Genomic DNA, 24,334 nt, shown 5'->3' with positions numbered 1-24,334 from the left:
CGGGTTCAACCCCGGTTCCGCAGGCGGGCGTTGGTGAACCGGGTCGGTTCCGCGCCCGCCGGGTCCTCGGGCCACGGATGCTTCGGATAGCGCCCGCGCAGCTCGGCCCGTACCGCCTGATAGCCGCCCTGCCAGAACGAGGCGAGGTCGGCCGTCACGGCGGCGGGCCGGCCCGCGGGCGACAGCAGATGCACCAGGACCGGTACGCCCGCGACCGTGGGCGTCTCGGCGAGCCCGAACATCTCCTGCAGCTTCACGGCCAGGACGGGCTGCTCGGAGTTCGCGTAGTCGACACGGACACTCGATCCGCTCGGCACGGTCAGCCGTTCCGGCGCCAGCTCGTCGAGCCGTGCCGCCTCGCCCGTTGCCCACGGGAGCAGCCGGGTGAGCGCCTGCCCGGCATCGATCCGCCCCAGGTCCGCGCGCCGCCGCGCCTTCGACAGCTCGGGTTCCAGCCAGTCGTCGGCGCGCGCGAGCAGCGCGGTCTCGTCCACGTCCGGCCAGGGCGCACCGAGCCGGCGCCGCAGGAACGCGAGCCGCCGCCGCAGCTCCTCGCCCTTCTGCGACCACTTCAGGAGGACGAGGCCGTCGGCGGCCAGCCCGTCCAGAAGTGCCTTGCGTACGAGGCCGGGTCCGGGGGAGGCGAGCGGGCGCACCTTCAGCTCGATCGCGCCCAGCCGCTCCACCTGCCGCGCGACGACCTCGCCGTCCGCCCAGCAGACCTCCTCGCCGCTGCTGTGCAGCGGTGCGGCGGCGCGGCGGGCCGCGGCCTCGTCGAGCACCGCACCGAGCCGTACGCGGGCGTGGGCCGAGCCGACGGGGCGGTCCGCCACCGCGACGGCGATCCACTCGGAGCGGAACAGCGGGGAGCCGTCCGGGAGTTCGGCGGCGGTGCCCGAGGCCATCAGGAAGCTGCCCGGGCCCTTGGCGCGGGCGACGCGCTCGGGGAAGGCGAGTGCGGTGACGAGGGCGGGCGCGTGCTCGTCGGCCGCCTTGGTGTGGCTGATGTGCGTGGTCTCGTCGGTGTGCGCGGCCCCCTCGGCGTGCGCGGCCGCGGAAGTGTTCGCGGTAGCGGCGGTGATCGCGGTTCCGGCGGAGTTCGCCGCGGACTCCAGCCGTCGGGCCTCCGTACGCCACCGTGCCGAGTAGCCGTCGCCGCCCTGCCGTGCGCGGCGCCAAGCGGCCGCCAGGTCGTCGCCGTACTCGCGCGGCGGCTCCTCGCTCAGGAGCGCGACAAGCTCGGCGGCCCGGCGCACCCCGATGTCACGCGCGCCGTCGAGCAGCGCACGGCCCAGGCGCGGATGCAGGCCGAGCCGGGCCATGCGCAGCCCTCGTCCGGGCACCCGGCCCGCCTCGTCCAGGGCGCCGATCGCCGTCAGCGTCTGCCGGGCCGCGGCCATGGCGCCGGCCGGCGGCGGGTCGAGCAGGGCCAGACCGGAGGCGTCCGGGTCGCCCCAGCACGCGGCCTGCAGCGCGAACGCCGTGAGGTCGGCGACCTTGATCTCCGGCGCGGGGAAGCGGGGGAGCCGTCCGTCCTCCGCCTCGTCCCAGCAGCGGTACACCGCCCCGGGCGCCTCACGCCCGGCCCGGCCCGCGCGCTGCCGTCCGGCCGCCTGCGAGGCCCGTACGGTCGTCAGGGCGCTGAGGCCGCGGGCATGGTCGGTACGGGGCTCACGTGCGAGCCCGGAGTCGACGACGGTCCGTACGCCCGGCACCGTCAGCGAGGACTCGGCGACCGCCGTGGCGAGCACGACGCGGCGGCGCTCACCGGGCGAGAGCACCGCGTCCTGCACGGCGGCGGGCGCACGGCCGTGCACCTGCAGCACGTCCACACCGTCGAGCGGCCCCAACTGCCCGGCCACCCGGCCGATTTCGCCCACCCCGGGCAGGAAGCACAGTACATCCCCGGCGCGCTCGGCGAGGGCGCGGCGGACCGTGGCGGCGACATGGGTGAGCAGTGCCGGATCGACGCGCATCCCGTGCGGCGGGCGCACCGGCCGGGGCGGCGGCGCCCAGACGGTCTCGACGGGATGCGCCGTGCCCTGCGCCTCGACGACCGGGGCGTCCCGTCCCGCGTCGCCGAGGAGCCGCGCCCAGCCCTCGGCGTCGGTGGTCGCGGAGGCGGCGACGAGCCGCAGCTCGGGCCGCAGGGTCGCGCGGACGTCCAGGAGGAACGCGGCGACGGTGTCGGCGTCCAGGTGCCGCTCGTGGCACTCGTCGAGCACGACGAGGTCGACACCGGACAGCTCCTGGTCACGCTGCAGCCGCTGGAGCAGCACCCCGGTGGTGACCACCTCGACCCGGGTCCCGCGCCCGACCTTGCGCTCCCCGCGGACCGTGAACCCGACGCTCTCGCCCACCTGCTCCCCGAGCAGCCAGGCCATCCGCCGTGCGGCGGCCCGGGCGGCGATCCGCCGCGGCTCGGCCACGACGACCCGCCGCCCGGGCCCGCCCAGGAGCCCCGCGAGCGCGAGCGGCACGAGCGTGGTCTTGCCGGTGCCGGGCGGCGCGCAGAGCACGGCGGTGCCGTGGGCGTCGAGCGCGGCGGTGAGGCCGGGGAGGGCGTGGCGGACGGGCAGCTGGTCGAGGGCGGCGGTGGCGCGGGTCACGGGTCCAGTGTGTCGGGTGCGGGACCGGGTCAGGGGTGCAGCCCCCACGGTTCGGTCACGAACACTCCCCGGCCCTCACCCGCGGGCCCCGGGCCCGGTGCCTCAGTCGCGCGCGCAGACGAAGATCGCCGTACCGGGGATCAGGGAGCCCCGCAGCGGGGACCAGCCGCCCCACTCCTGACCGTTCCAGTCCGGCCACTCCGGCTCGACCAGGTCCACCAGGCGCAGCCCGGCCGCGACCACGTCCCGTACGCGGTCGCCCACGGTCCTGTGGTGCTCGACGTACACCGCGCGTCCCTGGTCGTCCTGCTCAACGTACGGCGTGCGGTCGAAGTACGAGGCCGAGACCGAGAGGCCCTCGGGACCCGGCTCGTCCGGGAACGCCCAGCGGATCGGATGCGTGACGGAGAAGACGAAGCGGCCGCCGGGACGCAGGACGCGGCGCACCTCGCGCAGCACGAGCACGGGGTCGGCGACGAAGGGGAGCGCGCCGTACGCGGAGCACGCGAGGTCGAAGGAAGCGTCCGCGAAGGGCAGCGCACCGGCGTCCGCCTCCACCAGCGCGACGCCCTCGGAGCCGATCCGCAGCGCGTGCTGCAGCTGGCGGTGCGAGAGGTCGAGCGCCACCGCGCGGGCGCCCTGGGCGGCCAGCCAGCGCGCGCACTGCGCGGCGCCCGCCCCGATCTCCAGGACGTCCTGTCCCTTCAGTGCGGAGGCCGGCCCCAGGAGACCGGCCTCGGCCTCGTCGAGGCCCTCGGGACCCCAGACGAAACGGTCGTCGCCGAGGAAGGCGCCATGGTCGTTCTGGTACTCGTCGGCATGCCGGTCCCACCAGCCCCGGCTGGCCCTGCTGCTCTCCGCGACATCGCTCTCACGGCGTGTGGCCACCGCGTCGTCGTACGGGTCGTGCTCTTCGATTCCGGACTCTTGGATGATGCGCTCCCGCGTCGTAGGGTGCGGACCTATCGGGGCGCGAGCGACCCCGGTGGCCTCGTGCGACAGATTTTGTGCCGGGAATGCGGCGATCCGCCCCGGGTGTGCGCCTTCGCGCATTGACCCTGCCCGGCAGCCCCCGTATGCTACAAGTTGCGCTGCGAGCCTGCGTTCCTCAGACATAGCAGGATGCGCTCGCGTCTGTTGTATGTCCCCTCGGTTCTCGAGGCGCCACAGATTTCTTCTGGATCGGCGCCTCCTAGGCTGTCCGGCTTCTGCAGAGCGAAACGGGCTCCCGGCGTAGCAGTACCTACGACTTCAATGTCCGCCGGAGCCCTTTCCCACATGACGAGCAGCACCGAGACCACCGCCACCACTCCGCAGGTTGCGGTCAACGACATCGGTAACGAGGAAGCTTTCCTCGCCGCCATCGACGAGACGATCAAGTACTTCAACGATGGCGACATCGTCGACGGCGTCATCGTCAAGGTTGACCGGGACGAGGTCCTCCTCGACATCGGTTACAAGACCGAAGGTGTCATCCCGAGCCGCGAGCTCTCCATCAAGCACGACGTCGACCCGAACGAGGTCGTCGCGGTTGGTGACGAGATCGAGGCCCTGGTTCTCCAGAAGGAGGACAAGGAAGGCCGCCTGATCCTCTCGAAGAAGCGCGCGCAGTACGAGCGTGCGTGGGGCACCATCGAGAAGATCAAGGAAGAGGACGGCATCGTCACCGGTACCGTCATCGAGGTCGTCAAGGGTGGTCTCATCCTCGACATCGGCCTCCGCGGCTTCCTCCCGGCCTCCCTGGTCGAGATGCGCCGTGTCCGTGACCTCCAGCCCTACGTGGGCAAGGAGCTCGAGGCGAAGATCATCGAGCTGGACAAGAACCGCAACAACGTGGTCCTGTCCCGCCGTGCCTGGCTGGAGCAGACCCAGTCCGAGGTCCGCCAGACGTTCCTCACCACCCTGCAGAAGGGTCAGGTCCGCTCCGGCGTCGTGTCCTCGATTGTCAACTTCGGTGCCTTCGTGGACCTGGGTGGCGTCGACGGACTCGTCCACGTCTCCGAGCTCTCCTGGAAGCACATCGACCACCCCTCCGAGGTTGTCGAGGTCGGCCAGGAAGTCACCGTCGAGGTCCTCGACGTCGACATGGACCGCGAGCGCGTCTCCCTGTCGCTCAAGGCCACGCAGGAAGACCCGTGGCAGCAGTTCGCCCGTACGCACCAGATCGGTCAGGTCGTCCCGGGCAAGGTCACGAAGCTCGTTCCGTTCGGTGCGTTCGTGCGCGTCGACGAGGGCATCGAGGGTCTGGTCCACATCTCCGAGCTGGCCGAGCGCCACGTGGAGATCCCGGAGCAGGTCGTCCAGGTCAACGACGAGATCTTCGTCAAGGTCATCGACATCGACCTCGAGCGTCGCCGGATCTCGCTCTCGCTGAAGCAGGCGAACGAGTCCTTCGGTGCCGACCCGGCGTCGGTCGAGTTCGACCCGACCCTGTACGGCATGGCTGCCTCGTACGACGACCAGGGCAACTACATCTACCCCGAGGGCTTCGACCCCGAGACCAACGACTGGCTCGAGGGCTTCGAGACCCAGCGCGAGGCCTGGGAGACCCAGTACGCCGAGGCGCAGCAGCGCTTCGAGCAGCACCAGGCTCAGGTCATCAAGTCCCGCGAGGCCGACGCCCAGGCGGCGGCCGAGGGTGGCGACGCGGCTGCCGCGGCTCCGTCCGCGGGTGGTCAGGGTGGCGGCGGTTCGTACTCCTCCGAGGGTGCGGACAACTCCGGCGCGCTGGCCTCCGACGAGGCCCTTGCCGCGCTCCGCGAGAAGCTCGCCGGCGGCCAGAGCTGAGGCTCTGTCCTAGGCGGTAGTTGATCACCGTCGAGGCCCACGGTCCCCTTTCGGGGCCGTGGGCCTCTTCGTGTTGCGGGACGAGGCGCCGCCCTGCCCGCCACCCCGAGAACGCGTGCACATACGGGTGTTGGGGAATGCCATGCACGGTGTGGGCGTTCTTGTGTACGAACTTGAGGAGGAGCGGTCGCTGTGGTTGACGCGCAGAGTTTGTACGAATGGGATGCCAAGGGTCTCGCCGTGGCCGACATGGCGCTGGCGCAGGACTCGGCCGGACTTGTGATGCTCTACCACTTCGACGGGTACATCGACGCGGGGGAGACCGGTGAGCAGATCATCGACGAGATCGGTGAGGCGCTGCCGGGTCAGGTCGTCGCCCGGTTCGACCACGACCGGCTCGTGGACTACCGCGCGCGGCGTCCGCTGCTGACCTTCCAGCGGGACCAGTGGGTGGAGTACGAGGAGCCCGCCATCGAGGTGCGGCTGATGCAGGACGCGACCGGCGCCCCGTTCCTCGTCCTGGCCGGTCCCGAGCCCGACGTCGAGTGGGAGCTGTTCGCCCAGGCGGTCGGCGAGGTCGTCGAGCGGCTCGGCGTACGGCTCGCGGTGAACTTCCACGGGATCCCGATGGGCGTTCCGCACACGCGCCCCGTGGGCCTGACCCCGCACGGCAACCGCACCGACCTCGTCCCCGGACACCGCAGCCCCTTCGACGAGGCCCAGGTACCGGGCAGCGCCGCCGCGCTCGTCGAGTACCGGCTGATCCAGGCCGGGCACGACGTGCTCGGGGTGGCCGCGCATGTTCCGCACTACATCGCGCGCTCCGCGTACCCGGACGCCGCCCTCACCGTCCTGGAGTCGATCACCTCGGCCACCGGTCTGGTGCTGCCCGCCGTCGCGCACGCGCTGCGCACCCAGGCACACCGGACGCAGAACGAGATCGAGCGGCAGATCCAGGAAGGCGACGAGGAGCTCGTCTCCATGGTCCAGGGCCTCGAGCACCAGTACGACGCGGCAGCGGGCGCCGAGACCCGCGGCAATATGCTCGCCGAGCCCGTGGACATCCCGACCGCCGACGAGATCGGCCGGGAGCTGGAGCAGTTCCTGGCGGACCGGGACGGCGACAAGTAGCCCCGAGCAGCCCCTTGCGGGATACCGATCCATACCGTGCAGCCATGGCCTAGGCTTTCGTTCATGCTGAAGGTGGGTCTGACCGGCGGGATCGGTGCCGGCAAGAGTTCGGTCTCCGGGCTGCTCGACGCGTACGGCGCCGTCCTCATCGACGCCGACCGGATCGCCCGCGAGGTGGTCGCGCCCGGAACTCCCGGACTGGCGGCGGTCGTCGAGGCCTTCGGCGAGGAGATCCTCGCCGCGGACGGCACGCTCGACCGGCCGAGGCTCGGCTCGATCGTCTTCGCCGACCCCGAGCGCCTCGCTGTGCTCAACGGCATCGTGCACCCCTTGGTCGGCGCCCGCTCCGCCGAGCTGGAGCGGGCCGCCGCCGAGGACGCCGTGGTCGTCCATGACGTACCGCTGCTCGCCGAGAACGGGCTTGCGCCGCTGTACGACCTCGTCGTCGTGGTCGATGCCTCGCCCGGGACCCAGCTGGACCGTCTCGTACGGCTGCGGGGCATGAGCGAGGACGACGCGCGGGCGCGGATGGCGGCGCAGGCCACGCGCGAGAAGCGGCTGGAGATCGCCGATGTCGTGATCGACAACGACGGGCCGCTGGAGGATCTGGAACCCCAGGTCCGCGCGGTCTGGGACGGCCTGCGGACCCGCGCGGCGCGCGGCTGACGGGGGCGCGGACGTGGTCGTGCTCGCCGCGCTCACCTCGTTCGGCGGTCTCGTGGCGCTGCTCGCCGGCGCCTACGGGCTGCGCCGGACCCGGCGGCTCACCGCCGCGGGCGAGCTGGTGACGGCGCTGGTCAAGCCGCCGCCCCAGGGCGCCGAACGGCCACTGCTCCAGTTCGAGACGCTCGACGGACGGGTCCTGGAAGTGCCCGCACCGGTACCGCCCAGCCGGCGGCTGCCGCTGCGCACCGGCACCGAGGTGCGGCTCGCCTACGATCCGGCCGATCCACGCACCGTCCTGCTGCCCGGCGGCGAACGGGTCCGCCTCGACCAGGGCTTCGTCGTGGCGGGAGCGGCGCTCGTGGTGCTCGGCGCGGTGCTCGCGGTGACGCTGGGCTGACGGTCCGGTCCGCTCCCGCGCGTATACGGCGCGGGGCGGCGGGGCAGCGTTAGGGCGTGGATCTCCGTGCGGGAGCCGGGGAGGAGGCGCGTACACGGCGCGTACACCAGCGCATACGGCGGCTGGGACAGGAGCCGCACCGAGGCGCGTACGGAATAGCGCCGCAGTGACGGGCGTTGAAGCTGATCGGCAAGCGGAAGGATGGCAGCGTGCCGGAGAACATGGGACGAGGACGGACCCCGGAGACGAACGTCATCGACTTCCGGGCGGCCGAGCAGCTGCTCGCGGCACGCGATCCGCGCGGGGCGATCAAACTGCTCGACGCGGTGATCGAGGCGCACCCCGAGCACACGGCGGCGCGGCTGCTGCGCGCCCGTGCCTTCTTCGCCGGGGCCCAACTGAGGGCGGCCGAGCTGGAGTTCTCGATCGTCCTGGAGCGCGAGCCGGACAATGCGTTCGCGCATTTCGCGCTGGCCCGCACCTATGAGCGCATGAGCCGTCCCGCCCCCGCGAAGCGGCACTTCCGGCTGGCGGCGGCGCTCGATCCGCAGCCGGAGTACCTGGCGGCGGCGCGCTTCGACGAGGCCGGTTAGGGCCTGCCCGGCGGATCATGCCTGGGACGGGCCGGTCAAGGTGCCGCAGCCCGACGGCGGCATGATCCGCCGGGCAGGCCCTAGCGGCCGCTCACGCGGTGGGGCGGGGACAGCTCGTTCAGGCCGTGCGCAGGACGCGGAAGCGGTCCGGGGCCGCCGGGTCGCGGTCGGCGATCTGCAGCGGCGGCGCGGTCCACTGCCATACGCCGGTGTCCTCGGCCCGCGTGAAGGTGATCCGCCCGCGGGTGCCCTCGACGGCGACGTCCGCCCAGGACGCGCCGACCCCGTCCACCCCGTGGCTGCGCAGGCTCTCCGCGAGGACCGCGATCGTGTCGTACCCCTCGTACGCGACGAACGACGGTTCCGCGCCCAGTCGTTCGCGCAGCGAGCGCTCGACGCGGTTGGCCGGCGGGCCCGGCCGGGCGGGCAGATAGCGCAGGAACGGGACGCCCGCACCGTCCTCGCCCAGGAGCTCCGCCCACGCGGCGAACTCCGGCTGGCCCGCGGGCGCGCCGATCAACACCTCGCCTAGACGTTCGTCCGCGCGCACGGCCCGTACCAGGGGGACGGCCGGTTCCGGCTGGCCCACCAGGAGCAGGAGCGCCGTGACGCCGTGCCCGGCGAGAGCGTCGCAGAGCAACGAGGGTTCCTGGGCGTCGAGTTCGACGACCTCGCCGCCGTGCGGTGCCAGCCGGCCGCGGAGGATCGCGGTGCCCGCCTCCCAGTAGGCGCTCGGCTGCTTCACGACGGCGATACGGCGGTGTCCCGCGGACAGCAGATGGTCGCCGTAGAGCCGCCAGCCGCGGGACTGCGGCGGGGCGATCCGGGCCACGTGACGGGCCGGTTCCTCGGTGAGCGCGTCGATGACCGCGGACGAGCACAGGAACGGCAGCTTCAGGGACTCGGCGGTGGCGGCGGCCGCGCGCGCGACGACGCTGTGGTACTCGCCCGCAAGCGCGGCCACGCCGAGCGCGGCCAGCTCCTCGACGGCCGCGGCGGCGCGCTGCGGATTGGCCGCGGTGTCCCGTACGAGCAGCTCGACGGGCCGTCCGGCCACCCCACCCCCTGCGTTGACCTCCTCGACGGCTAGCCGCATGCCCGCGATCAGATGGTGACCGGCCTCGGTCCAGCCGGGCGGCGAGAGCGGGGCCAGGGCGCCGATGCGGACGGGGGAGTCGATGGGCGAGGAGTCGACGGATGAGGTGTCGACGGACGAGGCGTTGTCGGGGGAGGTGTCGTCGCCCTGGGGGCGCGCCGGGATGACCATGGCGCCATTGCACCCTTGGGCGTCCGCGCCGGGCAAGCGAATTGGGTGCATCCTGGGAAGAGGGGCCGTGGCGAGCCGGAGGTGGTGTCCATGCGTACGGGCAGTGAGCCGGTGACCGCGCGCAGTCCCCTCCGCCTGCGTTTCTGGCTCGGCATCTGGGGCGTGGTGTGGGCGATCGCGGGCACGGTGGCCTTCGCGCTCGCGGGCCGGCCGGGGTGGGCCGTGGCCTGCGGGGTGCTGTGGCTGGTGATCACCGTGGACCTGACGTTCGTGCTGCGGCACATCCGGCAGGGGCCGCACTATCAGCCGGGGCCGGACGTCCCGCCGTACGAACCGGTCGATCACCGGGACCCGCGGGGTTAGCAGGACGCCAGGTTCGTACAAGACGAGCCGGGGGAGCCTCGGCCAGGCTCGGGGCATGGAGAAGTCAACGGCGCAGCCCGCCGCACCCGCACCCACACCTGCATCCGCACCCGCACCCGTGAACCTGACCGAAGCGCTGGCGTCCTTCACGGACGTGTACAGCCCGCGGATCGTCGCGCGGATGAACGACTACGACGTCCGGATCGCCCACACCGCGGGGGAGCACGTCTGGCACGTCCACGAGGACACCGACGAATTCTTCCTCGTGCTCGACGGACGCTTCGACATCGCGCTGCGCGATGCGGAGGGGGCGGAGTCAACGGTCGTACTGCACAAGGGGGATGTGTTCGTGGTGCCGCGTGGCACCCAGCACAAGCCGTCCTCGCCCGGCGGCTCGATCCTGATGTTCGAGCCGTCGGGGACGGTGTCGACGGGGGACCGGTACGAGGGGGAGCTGCCCGGGCACGTGGACAGCACGGCGGGGCGTGCGCTCGGCTGAACTCGTACGCGGGGAGTCTCTCGAAAATCGTATGAGAAAACGGTCCAGGACCGATGAGTTGAGGCCGTACCCCCGGTCTATCCCTGTGACAGCGCAACCAAGCGCCCACCCCCGGTTCACAAGGAGCAGCTCATGTCCGAGGCCACTCTTCCCGCGTCCGCCACCGTCGCCTCCCCGCTCGCCGTGCAGCGCAGCCGGCGCGCGACGGTCTCGCTGACCACCCTGCGGGTGGTGCTCGGGCTGTTCTTCGCGATCGGCAGCGCGTTCCCCAAGCTCACCGCGCATGAGTCCGCGACGGTGAGCTTCGACAGGATCGGGTTCGGCGACTGGTTCATGTACAGCATCGGCGGACTCGAACTGATCGGCGGAATCGCCCTGTTGATCCCGATCCTGTCCGGTGTCGCCTCGCTCGCGTTCGTCGGTCTGATGGTCGGTGCGTGCAGCTTCAGCTTCGCGTTCCTGGGCGGCGAGTTCTGGTACACGCCGCTGATCCTCATCGTGCCGCTGCTGTTCGTGGCGCGGGCGCAGCGGGATCAGACGGTGCGCCTTCTGAAGGCGGTGCGGCGCCAGGTGTGATGACCGGCGCCCGCCTCAGGCCCGGTTGACCGGAGCGTTTCGGTCAACCGGGTCTGAGGCATGCTCAGTCGCCGCGCACGCGGGCGTGCAGATGCATGTCGTGATGACCGTCCTCGTGCAGGGCGGCGCTGCGCTTCGTGCCCTCCAGGGCGTAACCGGCCTTGACGGCCACGCGGCACGAGGCGGCGTTACGGGTCGAGTGGTCCAACTCCAGCCGGTGGAAGCCCACTTCGTCCAGCGCCCAGGTGCTCAGCGTCGCGAGCGCGGCCGGGGCGACACCGCGCCCGCGGGCGGCGGGCAGCGTCCAGTACGCGACGACGCCGATGCCGTCGTCGAAGTTGAGCTCGCGCAACGCGATCCGGCCGAGCACCTCGCCCCCGTCGTGCGTCACGGCCCAGTGCGCGCCGCGGTCGGCCGCCCAGTCCTCCGCGTACTGCGCGAACCAGCGGCCGACCTCCTCCTGCGAGGCGGGGCGGCGGATGTGCCAGCGCATCAGGGCCGGGTCGTCGTACGCGGAGAGGAAGGCGGCCGCGTCCGCCGCCCGCCACGGGCGCAGCACCACGTTCCCGGTGGCCACGAGCGCGGGCTGCGCGCCGGCGGAGAGGGCGTCGGCGGGGAGGACGGGCGGGGTGACCCAGGTGCGGACGGGGTCAGCGGTCACGGTGGCTGCGGTCCCTTCGGGAGGTGCGGCCCGTGCGGTCCGTACGGTCGTCGGTGCGGCCTGTCCGGCCCGTGCGGTCGTCCGTGCGGCCTGTCCGCTCCGCGCGGGGCGTGCGGTCGCGTCGCGGTGTGCGGCGGTCGGACCCGTCTCCTGACGTCTCGCTCCCGGCGTCACCCCCAGGCGACTCACCTCGCGAGGACCGGCCCGTCACCGGGTCGTACGCGCCGAGCGCCGCCGCCAGGTCCGGGGTGCCCGCGCCCCGCAGCCGGTCCATCTCGCGGCGGTCGCGCTTGGTCGGACGGCCCGTGCCACGGTCGCGTACGCCCGCGGGGGCGATGGCGTCGCGGGGCGGGGGCGGCGGGCTGTTGTCCTGGTAGCACTCGACGGCGACCGGGGCACCGACGCGCTTGCGGATGATCTTCTTGACGAGCACGATCCGCTCGTGATGCTCGACCCGAAGGCGCACCTCGTCGCCCGCCTTCACCGGCTGCGCGGGCTTGGCGCGCTCGCCGTTGACACGGACATGGCCCGCGCGGCAGGCCGCCGTGGCGGCGGAACGGGTCTTGAGCAGCCGTACGGACCAGATCCAGGCATCGACCCGTACGCTGCCGCTCTCGGAGGGCTCGGAAGTCATGTCCCGACCCTAACGGGCGGCCCCGGGGCTCCCCCAGGGCATTTTCACGGGGGACGATGCGTGCGGGGGTGGGCCGATGGCCGTACGGGAGAGAGCGTCACACGGCGGGGCGGGCTGGACCGAAGCCGACCGTGAGCGAGGCGGGCGGGGGAAAGTCGTGCTGGAGTTACCGGAGTTGTACGTCGTCGACACCGAGTGCTGCACCGACCACCGTGACTTCATCGGGCCCGGATACGAGGACGGGCACGGCCTCGTCCTCATGCGCTCCGGCGCCTACCGCTGGCGGCAGCAGGGCGAGGAGTCGTGGATGGACGCGACCGCGGGCTATCTGACCCGGCCCGGCGACGAGGTCTACAGCGCGCATCCGCTCGGCACCGGGGACACGGCGACCTGGATCCATCTGAGCGAGACGGCCTTCGACCGGTGGTTCGACCGGGCGGGACCGCGCCGTGTCACCGTCACGAGTCGCACCGATCTCGTGCACCGCGCGCTGCTCGTGGCCGTCGGGCGCGGGACGGACCACTTCGAACTCGGCGAGCGGATGAACGGTCTGCTCGACCTGGTGGCGGCCGGCGCGGGCTTCGGCTCGCACGACGGATCACCGTCGCCGGCGGCGCGGCGGGTGCATCAGCGGCTCGTGGCCGATACGTGCGCGGCGCTCGCCGCCGGACCGCTGACCGGTTCGCTCGACGAACTCGCGGCCCGCGTCGGCGCCTCGCCGCACCATCTGAGCCGGGTGTTCCGGCAGGTCACCGGCCGGACCCTCACCTGGTACCGCAACGAGCTGCGGATCCGCGCCGTCCTGGAGGACATGGAACAGGGCCGCTGCGGACTGCGGGCGCTGTCGGCCGCGTACGACTTCGCGGACCAGGCGCATCTGACGCGCGTGATGCGACGGCACGTGGGGGAGACGCCGAGCGGTGTACGGGAGGTGCTCGGGCTCGACCGGAACGGGCGGGTGTGCGCCGACCCGGGCAAGTGAGCATGAATGTCCAACGCGCCGTACCCGTACGCCTTCGAGAATGGCCGCCGCGACCACGTTTCGCGACCACCAAGGCAACCCGGGGGACGCCCATGGCACTCAATCGACGCACCGGCCTGCTCACGGCCGCGCTGATCACCATCGCGGCCTGTACGGGCGCGGCACCGGCCCAGAGCACGCCCGAGCGGGGCGGCGGGAGCGGGCCTCGGCTCACCGACCCGCGGCCCTGTCCCGGACTCACCGACGTCACCTGCTCCGACCTGACCGTTCCGCTCGACCGTGGCGGCAAGCAGCCCGGCACCCTGAAGCTCCAGGTCGCCGCCGGCAATAACACCGATGCCCCCCGCGGCGTCCTGCTGCTGCTCACCGGCGGACCAGGCCAGCCGGGTCTGCCGTACTACAAATCGCTGGCCGAGCGGCTGCCCGAGGTCGTCAAGCAGTACCGGCTCGTGATGATCGACCAGCGGGGCACCGGCGGCACGGCGATCGACTGTCCCGACCTGCAGAAGGAGGTCGGCTCCAGTGACACCGCCGTCCCCGGCAAGGCGGCGGTCGGCGCGTGCGCCCGCATCCTGGGCGGCACACGGAACCTCTACACGACCTCCGACACCGTCGCCGACTTCGAGGACCTGCGCCGGGCCCTCAAGGCACCGAAGATGACGCTCGACGGTGTCTCCTACGGGACGTTCACGGCGGCGCAGTACGGCCTCACGCACCCGCAGCGCACCGCGCGTCTCGTCCTCGACTCGGTGGTGCCGAGTGACGGCGCCGGAGCTCTGTACGAGGACTCGCTGCACCACACCCGCTCCGTGCTGCGCACCGCGTGCGCGGAACAGTCCTGCGGCTACGACCCGGCGAAGGACCTGGCGACGGTGGTGCGCCGGGACGGCAACGGGGTCGACGTGTTCAGCATGCTCGTCATCGCGAGCATCATCGATCCGAAACTCGACAACCCGAACTTCAAGTTCCTCGACGCGATCCACCGCTCCGCGGCCGGTGACACCGAGCCGCTGGACCAGCTGATCGACGGCTTCACGTCCCCGGACGGCACCCCGCCCGAGCTGTTCAGCTCGGGGCTGCACGCGGCGACGCTGTGCGCCGACACCCGCTTCCCGTGGGGCGGCGCCGCGGCGCCGGTCGAGGGCCGCGAGAAGGCACTGCGCAAGGCCGTGCAACGGATCAAGCCGTCGTACGTCTGGCCCTTCGAGCGCGCGACGGCCGGCGACCAGGGCATCCCGCAGACCTGCCTCAACTGGCCCCGCTCACGCCCCAACCCGGCTCCGCCGCACACGACGCTCACGATGCCGGTGCTCCTGCTGCAGGGCGACCGTGACCTGTCCACGCCGATGCGCTGGGCCCAGGACCTGGCGGCGAAGACCCCGCGGGGCGAGCTCGCCCTCATCGAGGGTGCAGGGCACTCGGTACAGCGGCGCAGTGACGCGGGGGCGAAGGCCGCGCAGGAGTTCCTGCTGAGGTGAGGCCTCGGGGCACGCGGGCGGGACGTCAGGTGCTTCGGGGCGCGCAGGTCAGGGGACAGGCGTCCAGGCCATACGGACGTCCGGCTCGCGCTCCTCGTTGTGCGCCCCGTCCGTGCGCTCGGTCTCCACGAAGCCGTGCCGGGCGTAGAAGCGGCGGGCGGGTGCGTTGACCTGGAACGTCCAGAGGGAAAGCCCTTCGGGGCTACGGGACTTGGCGAGCGCGACGAAGCGGTCGCCAAGTCCCTTCCCGCGCCAGGCGGGGTCCAGGTAGAGCTGTTCGAGCTCGGTGCCTTCGAGGACGAGGAGGCCCGTTATCCGGCCGTCGCCCGCCTCGGCGAGCCACGTCTCGTGCACGGGCACGACGACATGGCGGAACCAGGCCCGCACCTCGTCGTCCGTGTGCGCCCGCCGGACACCGGGCAGCGCGGCCGTGTACGAGCGCAGCCAGACCTCGGCCAGGGCCGGAGCGTCCGCCGCGCCGGCGCGGCGCAGGGCGGGGGCGCTCTCGCGGGGGCCGGGGCCGGCGGTGCTCATTCGGGGACGACCGCCGTGGCCGTGATCTCGACCAGCTGGCCGCGGTAGCCGAGACTCGCGACGCCGAGCAGGGTCGAGGAGTGCGGGCCGCCCTCGGCGGTGCTCAGGCCCGATGCCTCCACCACCTTCCACACCTGCGCCAGAACGGCGGGGTCGCTGCTCACCACATACACATCCGTGTACACGACCTGGGACAGATCGCTGCCGATGTCCCGCAGCTGGGCCGCCAGATTGGCGAGCGTCTGCTCCGTCTGGCGGACCGGGTCACCGGGGCCGACGAGCTTCCCGTCGGCGTCCAGCGGGACCGATCCGGCCAGGAACGCCAGGCGTGCACCGGCCTCGACGATCGACGCGTGCGAATACGTGGGTGGCTTCAGGAGACCGGCGGCGGCGATGCTGCGCTGAATGATGGGGACCTCCGAGGTGGCAGGGCGGTGTGGGCCGGTGTGGGCAGGTGTCCAGCTGCGCGTAGACGCGCGGGCCGAGTGGCCGGGTGCCGGGAGTGTGCGGATCCTGGACAGTACGGATCGCGGACCGTGCCGGCCGTGCTCATCCTCGTGCCGGCCGCGGTCAAACGCATCCGAATTTGGCGTCACCCGGAATGTTCCGCTCCCGTTCGGAGTTGCCCAGCATCATGAAGGCCATCGCACTCGACGCATACGGTTCCCCCGACGACCTGCGGCTCGTGGAGCTGCCCGAACCGAAGGTCGCACCCGGCGAGGTGCTGATCCGCGTGAAGGCGGCCGGGATCAACCCGGTCGACTGGAAGCTCGCCGCCGGCTATCTCGACCCCATCATGGAGGTGCGCTTCCCGCTGATCTCCGGCTGGGACGTGGCCGGAGTGGTGGAGCGCACCGGCTTGGACGCCACGGAGTTCGCGGTCGGCGACGAGGTCTACGGCTATGTCCGCAAGGACTGGGCGCAGAACGGTGCCTACGCGGAACTCGTCTCCGCCCCCGTCCGCACCCTCGCGAAGAAGCCCGCGGCGCTGAGCTGGGAGCAGGCGGCCGGGGTGCCGCTGGCCGGGCTCACCGCGTACCAGGCGCTGAAGAGGGTCGGTGTGGACGCGGGCGAGACCGTGCTCGTGCACGCCGCCGCCGGCGGTGTCGGCTCGCTCGGCGTGCAGATCGCGGTCGCCCTGGGCGCACGCGTCATCGGTACGGCCAGTGAGCGCAACCACGCCTATCTGCGGGAGCTGGGCGCCGAACCCGTCACCTACGGCGAGGGACTCGCCGACCGCGTACGGGAGTTGGCCCCGGGCGGCGTCGACGCCGTGCTCGACTTCGTGGGCGGCGGTGCGGTCGCGCAGTCGCTGTCCCTGGTGAAGCAGCGGGACCGCATCGCGTCGATCGCCGACGGCGAGGGTGCGCTGGGCGCGGGCGGCCACTACGTGTGGGTACGCCCGTCCGCAGGGGACCTGACCGCGCTCACGCAACTCGCCGACGCGGGCAAGCTGACCGTCCATGTCGATAAGTCCTTTCCGTTGGCCGACGCGGCCGACGCCTGGCGCCTCGGCCAGGAAGGGCGTACGCGGGGCAAGATCGTGCTGACGGTCTGAGCAGGCCGTAGGCGTGGGGCTCGCTGCTCGCTGCTGGCTGGGTGCGGGCCCCGTCATGCCACCCGGAGGTGGGCCAGCAGTTCGTCGCCTGCCGGATACTCCCGCTCCTCGGGCAACAGCCCGGCCGCCGCGTCCAGTTCCCCTTCCCGTACGAGCGCGTGGATCTCGCGCGCCGTGTCCGTGACGTCGGTGATCCCGACGATCCATTCGTCCGCGTACCGCCGTGTGGCCTCGCCCGCGAGCCCCAGCTGGAGCGAGCGGTACGGCAGTGGGTCGAGCCGCAGGTCCCGTTCGGGATCCCACTGCACCCGCGCGGGCGCCTGCCGCAACTCCCGCTTCCAGGCGGCCTGGTCGGCGTGCAGCCCGCGCACATGGTGCGAGACGCAGGCGTTCCGCAGGGCCCACTCGAAGCCGTCCCGCCGTATCTCCACGGCCAGCACGGTCTCCTGCCCCTCCTTGGTGCCCCAGCCGGAGCGGTACATCATCCAGAGGAACGACGGTTTGATCCAGGTCATCCGGTCCCTCTTCCAGGCCTCGGGGAACCGGCCGTCCCGCGCCGCCGGCCGCCCCAGGCCGGGCGCGTAGGCCTGATAGACGGTGACGGTCTCCTCGGTGTGACGGGCTCGGATGCGATACATGGCGTCGTGCTTCTGCATGAGGTCAGGGTGGCGGTGGAGAGCCGTGCGGGGCGAGTGGTTTTGCCCGGGGCCGGGCACATCAGGCCTCCGTCGGTATGTCCAGCGCCGTCCCGTACAGGCGCGTGACCCGCAACCTGATCACCACCCGCTGCTCGTCCACCAGCTGCTCCAGGAAGCCCTGTTCCTCGGCCGGGTCGCTGAACCCCGGGGTGAGCGCGAGGAGTTCACGCCCCACCGCGTCGCCCGGGGTCTCGCTCGGGGCGGAGACCTCGGCCTCGCCCTCGGCGACCGCGAACGACCAGTTGCCCGGGCCCGAGACATGCAGGGCCGCGTGCGGATCCGCGAGCAGTTGGCGGACCTTGAGCCGGCCTGCGGTCGTGGAGACGCGCACGATCCGCTCGACCGGGTCCCAGTTGTGCAGGACCGTGGACAGATGCGGGTGCCCCGTGCGGCGCACCGTCGCCAGGACGGAGAACTGCTGCGAGCCGAGGAGGTCGGACAGCTCCTGGTCGGTGAGGACGCGGGGCGCCGGTCCGGAGGCGGGCTTGCGGGAGGCTACCGGGGAGGGGTTCGTGCTCGTGCTGTTGCTGCTCATGGCGTTCTCCTGAAGGTGTGAGTGCTGGTGCTGGTGCTGGTGCTGGTGCTGGTGCTGGTGCGGGGGCGGGGGCGGCGGGCTTGATGGCGGGTGTGTCAGGTGGGCTGGGCTTGGCCGAGGCGCGTGCGGACTCCGTTCACGCAGCGATGGAGATGTCGGCCGCGGTCCGGGTCTCGCGGGGCGCCGTCGCGCGGGGCTTGCGCACCATGGCATACGCGGTCACGAACGCCGCGATCAGGAGTCCCGTGCCGATGGTGAACGCCAGCCGGTAGCCGTCGGTCAGCGCTGCCGTCCGGGAGGCGCCCTGGAGGAGCTGGGACTCGGTGCGGGAGGAGGCGAGGGTGGAGAGCAACGCGACGCCGAGCGCCATGCCGATCTGCTGGGTCGTGTTGAAGACCCCGGAGGCGAGGCCCGCATCCGACTCGCTCGCTCCCGACATGCCGAGCGAGGTGAGCGCCGGGAGCGCGAGGCCGAAGCCTGCCGCGAGCAGCATCACGGGGAGCAGATCGACCACGTAGTCGGCGCGCTCCGGGAGGCGTGCGAGCAGCACGAGCATGGCGACCAGGAGCGTCAACCCGGCCAGCAGGACCCGCCGTTCGCCGAAGCGCGCATTGAGGCGCGCCGATATGCCGAGCGACACCACACCGATCACCACGGCCGCGGGGAGCATCGCGAGCCCCGTCTCGGCGGCTCCGTAGCCCCGTACGCGCTGCAGATAGAGCGCGACCAGGACCTGGAAGGAGAACAGCGCAGCGACCATCAGAATCTGGACGAGATTCGCCCCGGCGACCTGGCGTGAGCGGAGGAACCGCAGCGGCATGAGCGGGGTCCGTGCCGTGGCCTGCCGCAGGACGAAGGCGGCCAGGAGGAGCATGGCGACGGCGCCGAGGACGAGGGTGCGGGCCGCCGCCCAGCCGGACGACTCGGCCTGGACGACCGTGTAGATCCTCAGCATCAGACCCGCCGTGACCAGCAGCGCTCCGAGCAGATCCGCGCCGGCGGACAGGCCGAGACCGCGGTCGCGGGGGAGGGCGACGGTGGCGACGGCGAGGGAGGCGAGGCCGATCGGGAGGTTGATGAAGAAGATCCAGTGCCACGACAGGGCATCGGTGAGGACACCTCCCAGGACCTGTCCTATGGAGGCGCCCGCCGCTCCGGTGAAGCTGAACACCGCGATGGCACGGGCCCGTTCGCGCGCCTCGGTGAAGAGCGTGACCAGGATGCCGAGGCTCACGGCCGCGGCCATCGCGCTGCCGACGCCTTGCAGGAAGCGAGCCGCGATGAGGACCGCGGGAGAGGCGGCGACGCCCGCGAGGAGCGAGGCCGCGGTGAAGACCCCGGTGCCGTAGAGGAACATCCGGCGGCGGCCGAGCAGATCGCCGAGGCGGCCCGCGAGCAGGAGGAGGGAGCCGAAGGCGATCAGATACGCGTTCACCACCCAGCTCAGCCCCGCCGCTGTGAAGCCCAGATCGCTCTGCAGGGCCGGCAGGGCCACTGTGACGATCGAGCCGTCGAGCACGATCATCAGCGTCCCCGTGGCCACCACGGCGAGCGAGAACTGTCTGGTCCTGGCGGGCGAGGCCTGGGCCGTACGCGAAAAAGCATGGGCAATACGTGAGTTGGCAAGCATGACGCACTCCGGTCGTCGGCGTGATCGCTGTCGTAAAACGACCGTAGCAGATAGTTCGGATGCAGACGATCCTTTTCGGATCGTCTTTTCGGCTATGCTTGCGTCATGACTGCGATGTCCTCGCCCAAGCGCACCGAGCCGGACCTCTCCTTCCTGCTCGATTACGGCGGCCACGCGCTCCGCGCCCGGATGGCGGCGGCGCTCGCCGAGATCGGCATCACGGCCCGTATGCACTGCGTGCTGGTCCATGCGATCGGCCAGGAGCGCACGCAGGCGCAGCTCGCCGAGATCGGGGACATGGACAAGACGACGATGGTGTCCACGGTCGACGCCTTGGAGAAGGCGGGCCTGGCCGAGCGCCGCCCGTCGCGCACCGACCGCAGGGCCCGGATCATCCAGGTCACCGAGGAAGGGGCGCGGGTCGCCGAGCAGAGCCAGCAGATCGTCGACTCGGTGCACCGGCAGGCCCTGGGCGCTCTGCCCGACGGTGACCGCGAGGCGCTGATAAAGGCACTGAAGCACCTGGTCAACGGGTACTTGGCGACGCCGCTGGAGGTCGAGCTCAAGCAGGTGGTGCGCCGGGCGAGGCAGCGGTCGTAGAGGATGCGGTCAGTGGGGCTGTCGTCGGAGAGGACGCGGTCAGTGGGGCTGTGGTCGGAGAGGCTGTGGTGATGGGGGAGCGGTTCATGGACGAGGAGGCGTTCCTCGCGTACGTCACCAAGCAGCTCGCCGCGCTGCCCGGTGTCCGGGCCGTCACCCTGGGCGGCTCACGTGCGCAGGGCACGCACACGGCCGCGAGCGACTGGGACTTCGCGGTCTACTACCGCGGCGCCTTCGACCCCGCCGACCTTCGCGCCGTGGGCTGGCCGGGTCAGGTGTCCGAGCTGGGCGGCTGGGGCGGCGGAGTCTTCAACGGCGGTGCGTGGCTCACCGTCGAGGGCCGCGCGATCGACGTGCATTACCGCGATCTGGACGTGGTGGAGCACGAACTGGCCGAGGCCCGTGCGGGGCGTTTCCGCTGGGAGCCTTTGATGTTCCACCTCGCGGGCATCCCCTCCTACCTGGTCGTGGCCGAGCTGGCCATCAACCGCGTGCTGCACGGAGACCTCCCGCGCCCCGCCTACCCGCCCGCCCTGCGCGCCGAGGCCCCCGGCAGCTGGCGCGAGCGCGCGGCCCTGACGCTCGCCTACGCGAAGGCGAACCACGCCCCGCGGGCGCAGGCCGCCGAGGTCGCGGGCGCGCTCGTCACCGCCGCGATGTACACCGCCCATGCGGTCCTGGCGGCCCGCGGCGAGTGGGTCACCAACGAGAAGACCCTGCTCGAACGGGCCGGACTGCGGGCGGTCGACGGGATCGTGGCGGGCCTGCGGCCGGATGCCGAAGTGCTGGCCGGGGCGGTGAGAGCGGCGGAGGTGTTGTTCGCGGCGGCGTGACTCCGGGGCCGGCCCGCGTGCTGGATCTCGCCGACGTGCCGCGTACCAACACCCCGTACCCCACCCATAGTTGACACCCCCACCTCCCACAGGTCACATTCGCGCGAATGGACCCCAGTGATCTCACCGCAGCCGAAGCGCGCGTCGTGGCGGCCTTCCCGCACGGGGCTGCGCTCGATTTCCGCCCCGCCGGTGCGGAGGACGAGGACATCACGCTCGGTGCCGCCTGGGGCCCCGACCGCACCGTACGAGCCGAGGTGCTCACCTCGTTGCTGCTCGACGGCCCGCGCACACCGGGCGAGGTACCGGCGCTGCGGATCGCCGGAGCCCGGATCGTCGGGCCGCTCTATCTCCTCTACGGGCAGGTCGAGTGCGCGGTCAGCCTCTACCGCTGCCACTTCGACGAGACGCCGGTGCTGTTCGGCGCGCGGCTGCGCCGTGTGTACCTGGGCTCGTCCGTCCTGCCGGGCCTGTCCGCCGGCACCGCCGTCTTCGACGGCGACCTCTCCCTGGAGAAGTGCCGCATCGCCGGCCAGGTGACGCTCACGGGCGCGCAGATCACCGGAGCGCTCACCCTGGACCACGCGGTCCTGCGCGCGGCGGAACGCACAGGCGCGGCGGACGGCGCAGGACCGCGCCCGGTGCTCGACCTGGGCCGCGCGACCCTCGGCGGCGCCCTGTCGGCGCGTGAACTCACGGCCCACGGCGAATGCCGCTGGGAGTCCCTGACGACCGGCGGCGAGATACGCCTGGACGGCGCCCGGCTCGTCGCGCCGGGCGCCTTGGCGCTGTACGCCCCCGGCCTCCAGGTCGGAACGTTCATGAGCGCGGTCGACCTGTCGGCCCAAGGCGAGGTCTGCGTCTACAGCAGCACCTTCGGCGGCACCCTCAACCTCGCCCGCGCCCGCCTGGACAACCCCGTCGACACGGCCCTGCACGCCTCCAACCTGACGGTCGGCTCCGACCTCAAGGCCACCGGCCTCACCGCACTCGGCCGCGTCAACCTGCGCGGCGCACGGATCCCCGGCCAACTGGTCCTCACCGAGACCACCTTGCGGCATCCCGGCAACACGGCCCTGCGCGGCGACGGCATGGCCGTCGGCGAACTGTGGCTGCGCGGACCGTCCTCCATCGAGGGCACCCTCAGCCTGCGCCGCACCCAGGCCGAGCTCATCCACGCCGCCCCGGAGGTCTGGCCGGACGAGGTGCGCCTCGACGGCCTCACGTACACCGCACTCGTCCCGCACGCGCCCGCCGCGCGCCTTCTGCCGGTCCTGGAGCGCGACACGGAGGGCCATGTCCCCTTCGCGTACGAACAACTCGCCCTCGCGTACCGCCGGATCGGCGACGACACGGCCGCCCGCACCGTCCAACTCGCCAAACAGCGCCGCCACCGCGCGACCCTGCCCGCCTACGCCAGGGCCTGGGGCCACCTCCAGGACCTCACCGTCGGGTACGGATTCCGTCCCGTACGCGCGGCCGGCTGGCTGATCTCCCTGCTCCTGACCGGCTGGATCGCGTACGCGGTGAAGCAGCCCTCCGCGCTCAAGGCGGGCGAGGCCCCGGACTTCTCGCCGTTCTTCTACGCGCTCGACCTGCTCCTTCCGCTCGTCGATCTCGGCCAGGAGAAGGCATACGCCCCCGAGGGCGTGCTGCAGACGCTGTCGTACGTGCTGATCCTCGCGGGCTGGGTGCTGGCGACGACGGTCGCGGCGGGGATCACGCGGGCGCTCAGCAGACAGTGACCGGGCCCGAAGGCATCCGCGCAGGTGGCCGGGCCTGTTCCGGGCCCGCATAATCCGCATATGGCCGCAGCCGCCGACCCCGCGACCCTCCGTACCGGCACCGCCGCCGGCCGCTGGGTGCTGCTGACCACCGTGCTCGGCTCCACCATGGTGCTGCTCGACTCCACCGTGGTGAACGTGGCCCTGCGCCGGATCGGCGACGACCTCGACACGGATCTGGCGGCCCTGCAGTGGACGGTCAACGCGTACATGCTGGCCCTCGCCGGGCTGATCCTGCTCGGCGGGGCGCTGGGTGACCGGTACGGGCGACGGCGGATCTTCGTCATCGGCGTGGTGTGGTTCGCGGCCGCGTCGCTGCTGTGCGGGCTCGCACCCAACGCCGAGGTGCTCATCGCGGCGCGCGCCCTGCAAGGCGTGGGCGGCGCGCTGCTCACCCCCGGCTCGCTCGCGCTGATCCAGGCCTCGTTCCATCCCGACGACCGCTCCGCGGCGGTGGGCCTGTGGTCCGGGTTCGGCGGGGTGGGGGCGGCGGTCGGGCCGTTCCTCGGCGGCTGGCTGGTGGACGGGCCCGGCTGGCGCTGGGTGTTCCTGCTCAATGTGTCGCTGGCCGCGCTGTGCGTCCCCATCGCGCTGCGGCACGTCCCCGAGTCCAAGGACGAGGCGGCGCACGGCCGCTTCGACATCCCCGGCGCCGCCCTCGGCGCGCTCGCCCTGGCCTTCCTCACGTACGCACTGATCGCGGCGCCCGACCAGGGGGCCTCCGGGGTCGTCATCGGCTCGGCGGCCGCGGGTGTCGCGGCCACGGTGGCGTTCCTCCAGGTCGAGCGGCACACCCGCGAGCCGATGATGCCGCTGTCGGTGTTCTCGGTGCGCCAGTTCAGCGCGGTCAACCTTGTCACCCTGTGTGTCTACGGAGCGTTCGGCGGCTTCTTCTTCCTGTCCGCGCTCCAACTCCAGGTCGTCACCGGCTATTCGGCGCTTGTCGCGGGCACCGCACTCCTGCCGACCACGATCCTGATGCTGTTCTTCTCGGCCCGCTCGGGGGAGATCGGCCGGCGGATCGGTCCACGGCTTCCGCTCACGGTCGGCCCGCTGCTGTGCGCGGCGGGCATGCTCCTGATGATGCGGGCGGGTCCCGGTGCCTCGTACTGGCTCGATGTGCTGCCGGCCGTATGCGTCCTCGGCCTCGGCATGGTGACGCTGGTCGCTCCGCTCACCGCGACCGTCCTGGCCTCGGTGGACCCGTCACGCGCGGGTCTGGCGAGCGGAATCAACAACGCGGCGGCCCGTGCGGCCGGTCTGATCGCGGTGGCCGCGCTGCCGCTGGTGGTGGGGATGGGTCCCGAGGCGTACCGCTCGGCGACCGAGTTCAACCGCGCCTTCCGGCTCGCGATGCCGCTCTGTGCGGCGCTGCTCGTGGTGGGCGCGCTGATTGCCTGGTTGACGGTCCGCAACCCGGTGCCGGACAAGGCGGAACCGGAGCCGTGTCATCCGGAATGCCAGACGTATTGCACGGTGGACGCACCACCGCTGGAAGGCGGGGAGACGTCCCGCTGAC

25 protein-coding genes are annotated in these 24,334 nt (G+C 72.2%); 15 read left to right on the top strand and 10 right to left on the bottom strand.

Translation table 11 applies throughout. From position 1 onward, the window contains the following. Positions 1-5: 5 nt before the first annotated feature. Both hrpB and ACIBI4_RS16510 read right to left on the bottom strand, forming a co-directional pair. Positions 6-2,609: an ATP-dependent helicase HrpB gene (gene hrpB / locus ACIBI4_RS16515; protein ID WP_399204582.1), complete on the bottom strand. Its 2,604-nt coding sequence runs from the start codon at positions 2,607-2,609 to the stop codon at positions 6-8. A 102-nt stretch (positions 2,610-2,711) separates the two neighbouring features. After that, positions 2,712-3,662: a class I SAM-dependent methyltransferase gene (locus ACIBI4_RS16510; RefSeq protein WP_399204581.1), complete on the bottom strand. Its 951-nt coding sequence runs from the start codon at positions 3,660-3,662 to the stop codon at positions 2,712-2,714. Positions 3,663-3,887: 225 nt separating this feature from the next. On the opposite strand from ACIBI4_RS16510, the gene rpsA reads away from it, so the two are divergent. The 5 genes from rpsA to ACIBI4_RS16485 all read left to right on the top strand — a co-directional run bounded on the left by rpsA (position 3,888) and on the right by ACIBI4_RS16485 (position 8,183). Then, a complete protein-coding gene (gene rpsA / locus ACIBI4_RS16505; RefSeq protein ID WP_399204580.1) occupies positions 3,888-5,396 on the top strand; it encodes a 30S ribosomal protein S1 in 1,509 nt (502 codons plus the stop codon). Positions 5,397-5,588: 192 nt separating this feature from the next. Next, positions 5,589-6,527: a PAC2 family protein gene (locus tag ACIBI4_RS16500; protein ID WP_399204579.1), complete on the top strand. Its 939-nt coding sequence runs from the start codon at positions 5,589-5,591 to the stop codon at positions 6,525-6,527. Between the two features lie 63 nt (positions 6,528-6,590). Continuing rightward, positions 6,591-7,193, top strand: a complete 603-nt coding sequence (gene coaE, locus ACIBI4_RS16495; protein ID WP_399204578.1) for a dephospho-CoA kinase — start codon at positions 6,591-6,593, stop codon at positions 7,191-7,193. 13 nt (positions 7,194-7,206) lie between these two features. Further along, positions 7,207-7,590 (top strand): DUF3592 domain-containing protein, encoded by a 384-nt coding sequence (locus tag ACIBI4_RS16490; protein WP_399204577.1) that lies wholly within the window; start codon positions 7,207-7,209, stop codon positions 7,588-7,590. 209 nt (positions 7,591-7,799) lie between these two features. Then, positions 7,800-8,183, top strand: a complete 384-nt coding sequence (locus ACIBI4_RS16485; protein WP_399204576.1) for a tetratricopeptide repeat protein — start codon at positions 7,800-7,802, stop codon at positions 8,181-8,183. A 118-nt stretch (positions 8,184-8,301) separates the two neighbouring features. Here the strand turns inward: ACIBI4_RS16485 and ACIBI4_RS16480 are convergent, their stop codons facing one another. Then, entirely contained in the window at positions 8,302-9,450 is a 1,149-nt protein-coding gene (locus ACIBI4_RS16480; protein ID WP_399204575.1) for an ABC transporter substrate-binding protein, read from the bottom strand. Between the two features lie 90 nt (positions 9,451-9,540). On the opposite strand from ACIBI4_RS16480, the gene ACIBI4_RS16475 reads away from it, so the two are divergent. The 3 genes from ACIBI4_RS16475 (at position 9,541) to ACIBI4_RS16465 (ending at position 10,888) form a co-directional block, all read left to right on the top strand. Next, positions 9,541-9,813, top strand: coding sequence for a DUF6343 family protein (locus ACIBI4_RS16475; RefSeq protein WP_399204573.1), 273 nt, complete (start codon positions 9,541-9,543; stop codon positions 9,811-9,813). A gap of 55 nt (positions 9,814-9,868) precedes the next feature. Continuing rightward, positions 9,869-10,312: a cupin domain-containing protein gene (locus tag ACIBI4_RS16470; RefSeq protein ID WP_399204571.1), complete on the top strand. Its 444-nt coding sequence runs from the start codon at positions 9,869-9,871 to the stop codon at positions 10,310-10,312. Between the two features lie 132 nt (positions 10,313-10,444). After that, on the top strand, positions 10,445-10,888 hold the full coding sequence (locus ACIBI4_RS16465; protein WP_399204570.1) for a DoxX family protein: 444 nt from the start codon (positions 10,445-10,447) through the stop codon (positions 10,886-10,888). 64 nt (positions 10,889-10,952) lie between these two features. Here the strand turns inward: ACIBI4_RS16465 and ACIBI4_RS16460 are convergent, their stop codons facing one another. Together ACIBI4_RS16460 and ACIBI4_RS16455 are read right to left on the bottom strand one after the other, a co-directional pair. Then, entirely contained in the window at positions 10,953-11,549 is a 597-nt protein-coding gene (locus ACIBI4_RS16460) for a GNAT family N-acetyltransferase (protein WP_399204569.1), read from the bottom strand. Next, positions 11,539-12,183, bottom strand: a complete 645-nt coding sequence (locus ACIBI4_RS16455) for an RNA-binding S4 domain-containing protein (RefSeq protein ID WP_399204568.1) — start codon at positions 12,181-12,183, stop codon at positions 11,539-11,541. Before ACIBI4_RS16455 ends, ACIBI4_RS16460 begins: the two co-directional genes overlap by 11 nt. A 157-nt stretch (positions 12,184-12,340) precedes the next feature. Between ACIBI4_RS16455 and ACIBI4_RS16450 the strand changes: the two genes are divergently transcribed. Both ACIBI4_RS16450 and ACIBI4_RS16445 read left to right on the top strand, forming a co-directional pair. After that, entirely contained in the window at positions 12,341-13,165 is an 825-nt protein-coding gene (locus tag ACIBI4_RS16450; RefSeq protein ID WP_399204567.1) for a helix-turn-helix domain-containing protein, read from the top strand. A gap of 92 nt (positions 13,166-13,257) precedes the next feature. After that, positions 13,258-14,643: an alpha/beta hydrolase gene (locus tag ACIBI4_RS16445; protein ID WP_399204566.1), complete on the top strand. Its 1,386-nt coding sequence runs from the start codon at positions 13,258-13,260 to the stop codon at positions 14,641-14,643. Positions 14,644-14,691: 48 nt separating this feature from the next. Here the strand turns inward: ACIBI4_RS16445 and ACIBI4_RS16440 are convergent, their stop codons facing one another. Both ACIBI4_RS16440 and ACIBI4_RS16435 read right to left on the bottom strand, forming a co-directional pair. Next, entirely contained in the window at positions 14,692-15,177 is a 486-nt protein-coding gene (locus ACIBI4_RS16440; RefSeq protein ID WP_399204565.1) for a GNAT family N-acetyltransferase, read from the bottom strand. Continuing rightward, the gene (locus tag ACIBI4_RS16435; RefSeq protein ID WP_399204822.1) at positions 15,174-15,587 is read right to left on the bottom strand and encodes a RidA family protein; all 414 of its coding nucleotides are present in this window, start codon (positions 15,585-15,587) and stop codon (positions 15,174-15,176) included. Before ACIBI4_RS16435 ends, ACIBI4_RS16440 begins: the two co-directional genes overlap by 4 nt. A 224-nt stretch (positions 15,588-15,811) precedes the next feature. Here ACIBI4_RS16435 and ACIBI4_RS16430 point away from each other — a divergent pair, with 224 nt between their 5' ends. After that, the gene (locus ACIBI4_RS16430; RefSeq protein ID WP_399204821.1) at positions 15,812-16,735 is read left to right on the top strand and encodes an NADP-dependent oxidoreductase; all 924 of its coding nucleotides are present in this window, start codon (positions 15,812-15,814) and stop codon (positions 16,733-16,735) included. Positions 16,736-16,788: 53 nt separating this feature from the next. On the opposite strand, the gene ACIBI4_RS16425 is transcribed toward ACIBI4_RS16430, so the two are convergent. From ACIBI4_RS16425 to ACIBI4_RS16415, 3 genes are all read right to left on the bottom strand, one after another. Then, entirely contained in the window at positions 16,789-17,391 is a 603-nt protein-coding gene (locus ACIBI4_RS16425) for a DUF4291 domain-containing protein (protein ID WP_399204563.1), read from the bottom strand. Between the two features lie 61 nt (positions 17,392-17,452). Continuing rightward, positions 17,453-17,968, bottom strand: a complete 516-nt coding sequence (locus ACIBI4_RS16420) for a pyridoxamine 5'-phosphate oxidase family protein (protein ID WP_399204561.1) — start codon at positions 17,966-17,968, stop codon at positions 17,453-17,455. Positions 17,969-18,104: 136 nt separating this feature from the next. After that, positions 18,105-19,598, bottom strand: a complete 1,494-nt coding sequence (locus ACIBI4_RS16415; protein WP_399204560.1) for a DHA2 family efflux MFS transporter permease subunit — start codon at positions 19,596-19,598, stop codon at positions 18,105-18,107. 105 nt (positions 19,599-19,703) lie between these two features. On the opposite strand from ACIBI4_RS16415, the gene ACIBI4_RS16410 reads away from it, so the two are divergent. From ACIBI4_RS16410 to ACIBI4_RS16395, 4 genes are all read left to right on the top strand, one after another. Next, on the top strand, positions 19,704-20,198 hold the full coding sequence (locus tag ACIBI4_RS16410) for a MarR family winged helix-turn-helix transcriptional regulator (RefSeq protein WP_399204559.1): 495 nt from the start codon (positions 19,704-19,706) through the stop codon (positions 20,196-20,198). A gap of 71 nt (positions 20,199-20,269) precedes the next feature. After that, entirely contained in the window at positions 20,270-21,031 is a 762-nt protein-coding gene (locus ACIBI4_RS16405) for a nucleotidyltransferase domain-containing protein (protein ID WP_399204558.1), read from the top strand. Positions 21,032-21,138: 107 nt separating this feature from the next. Further along, on the top strand, positions 21,139-22,776 hold the full coding sequence (locus ACIBI4_RS16400) for a membrane-associated oxidoreductase (protein WP_399204557.1): 1,638 nt from the start codon (positions 21,139-21,141) through the stop codon (positions 22,774-22,776). 60 nt (positions 22,777-22,836) lie between these two features. Beyond that, positions 22,837-24,333 (top strand): MFS transporter, encoded by a 1,497-nt coding sequence (locus ACIBI4_RS16395; RefSeq protein ID WP_399204556.1) that lies wholly within the window; start codon positions 22,837-22,839, stop codon positions 24,331-24,333. The last annotated feature ends 1 nt before the right edge of the window (position 24,334 follow it).

This window comes from Streptomyces sp. NPDC050418, from assembly GCF_044458745.1.
In the GTDB taxonomy this organism is placed as follows: domain Bacteria; phylum Actinomycetota; class Actinomycetes; order Streptomycetales; family Streptomycetaceae; genus Streptomyces.
Note: the sequence above shows the minus strand (reverse complement) of the source record. Positions and strands in the feature narration are given on the sequence as shown.

Coding starts and splice junctions, on each gene's coding strand:
- ACIBI4_RS16510 (WP_399204581.1), bottom strand. CDS start 3,662: ATGCGCGAAGGCGCACACCCGGGGCGGATCGCCGCATTCCCGGCACAA.
- rpsA (WP_399204580.1), top strand. CDS start 3,888: ATGACGAGCAGCACCGAGACCACCGCCACCACTCCGCAGGTTGCGGTC.
- coaE (WP_399204578.1), top strand. CDS start 6,591: ATGCTGAAGGTGGGTCTGACCGGCGGGATCGGTGCCGGCAAGAGTTCG.
- ACIBI4_RS16480 (WP_399204575.1), bottom strand. CDS start 9,450: ATGGTCATCCCGGCGCGCCCCCAGGGCGACGACACCTCCCCCGACAAC.
- ACIBI4_RS16475 (WP_399204573.1), top strand. CDS start 9,541: ATGCGTACGGGCAGTGAGCCGGTGACCGCGCGCAGTCCCCTCCGCCTG.
- ACIBI4_RS16470 (WP_399204571.1), top strand. CDS start 9,869: ATGGAGAAGTCAACGGCGCAGCCCGCCGCACCCGCACCCACACCTGCA.
- ACIBI4_RS16465 (WP_399204570.1), top strand. CDS start 10,445: ATGTCCGAGGCCACTCTTCCCGCGTCCGCCACCGTCGCCTCCCCGCTC.
- ACIBI4_RS16455 (WP_399204568.1), bottom strand. CDS start 12,183: ATGACTTCCGAGCCCTCCGAGAGCGGCAGCGTACGGGTCGATGCCTGG.
- ACIBI4_RS16445 (WP_399204566.1), top strand. CDS start 13,258: ATGGCACTCAATCGACGCACCGGCCTGCTCACGGCCGCGCTGATCACC.
- ACIBI4_RS16440 (WP_399204565.1), bottom strand. CDS start 15,177: ATGAGCACCGCCGGCCCCGGCCCCCGCGAGAGCGCCCCCGCCCTGCGC.
- ACIBI4_RS16430 (WP_399204821.1), top strand. CDS start 15,812: ATGAAGGCCATCGCACTCGACGCATACGGTTCCCCCGACGACCTGCGG.
- ACIBI4_RS16425 (WP_399204563.1), bottom strand. CDS start 17,391: ATGCAGAAGCACGACGCCATGTATCGCATCCGAGCCCGTCACACCGAG.
- ACIBI4_RS16420 (WP_399204561.1), bottom strand. CDS start 17,968: ATGAGCAGCAACAGCACGAGCACGAACCCCTCCCCGGTAGCCTCCCGC.
- ACIBI4_RS16415 (WP_399204560.1), bottom strand. CDS start 19,598: ATGCTTGCCAACTCACGTATTGCCCATGCTTTTTCGCGTACGGCCCAG.
- ACIBI4_RS16410 (WP_399204559.1), top strand. CDS start 19,704: ATGACTGCGATGTCCTCGCCCAAGCGCACCGAGCCGGACCTCTCCTTC.
- ACIBI4_RS16405 (WP_399204558.1), top strand. CDS start 20,270: ATGGGGGAGCGGTTCATGGACGAGGAGGCGTTCCTCGCGTACGTCACC.
- ACIBI4_RS16400 (WP_399204557.1), top strand. CDS start 21,139: ATGGACCCCAGTGATCTCACCGCAGCCGAAGCGCGCGTCGTGGCGGCC.
- ACIBI4_RS16395 (WP_399204556.1), top strand. CDS start 22,837: ATGGCCGCAGCCGCCGACCCCGCGACCCTCCGTACCGGCACCGCCGCC.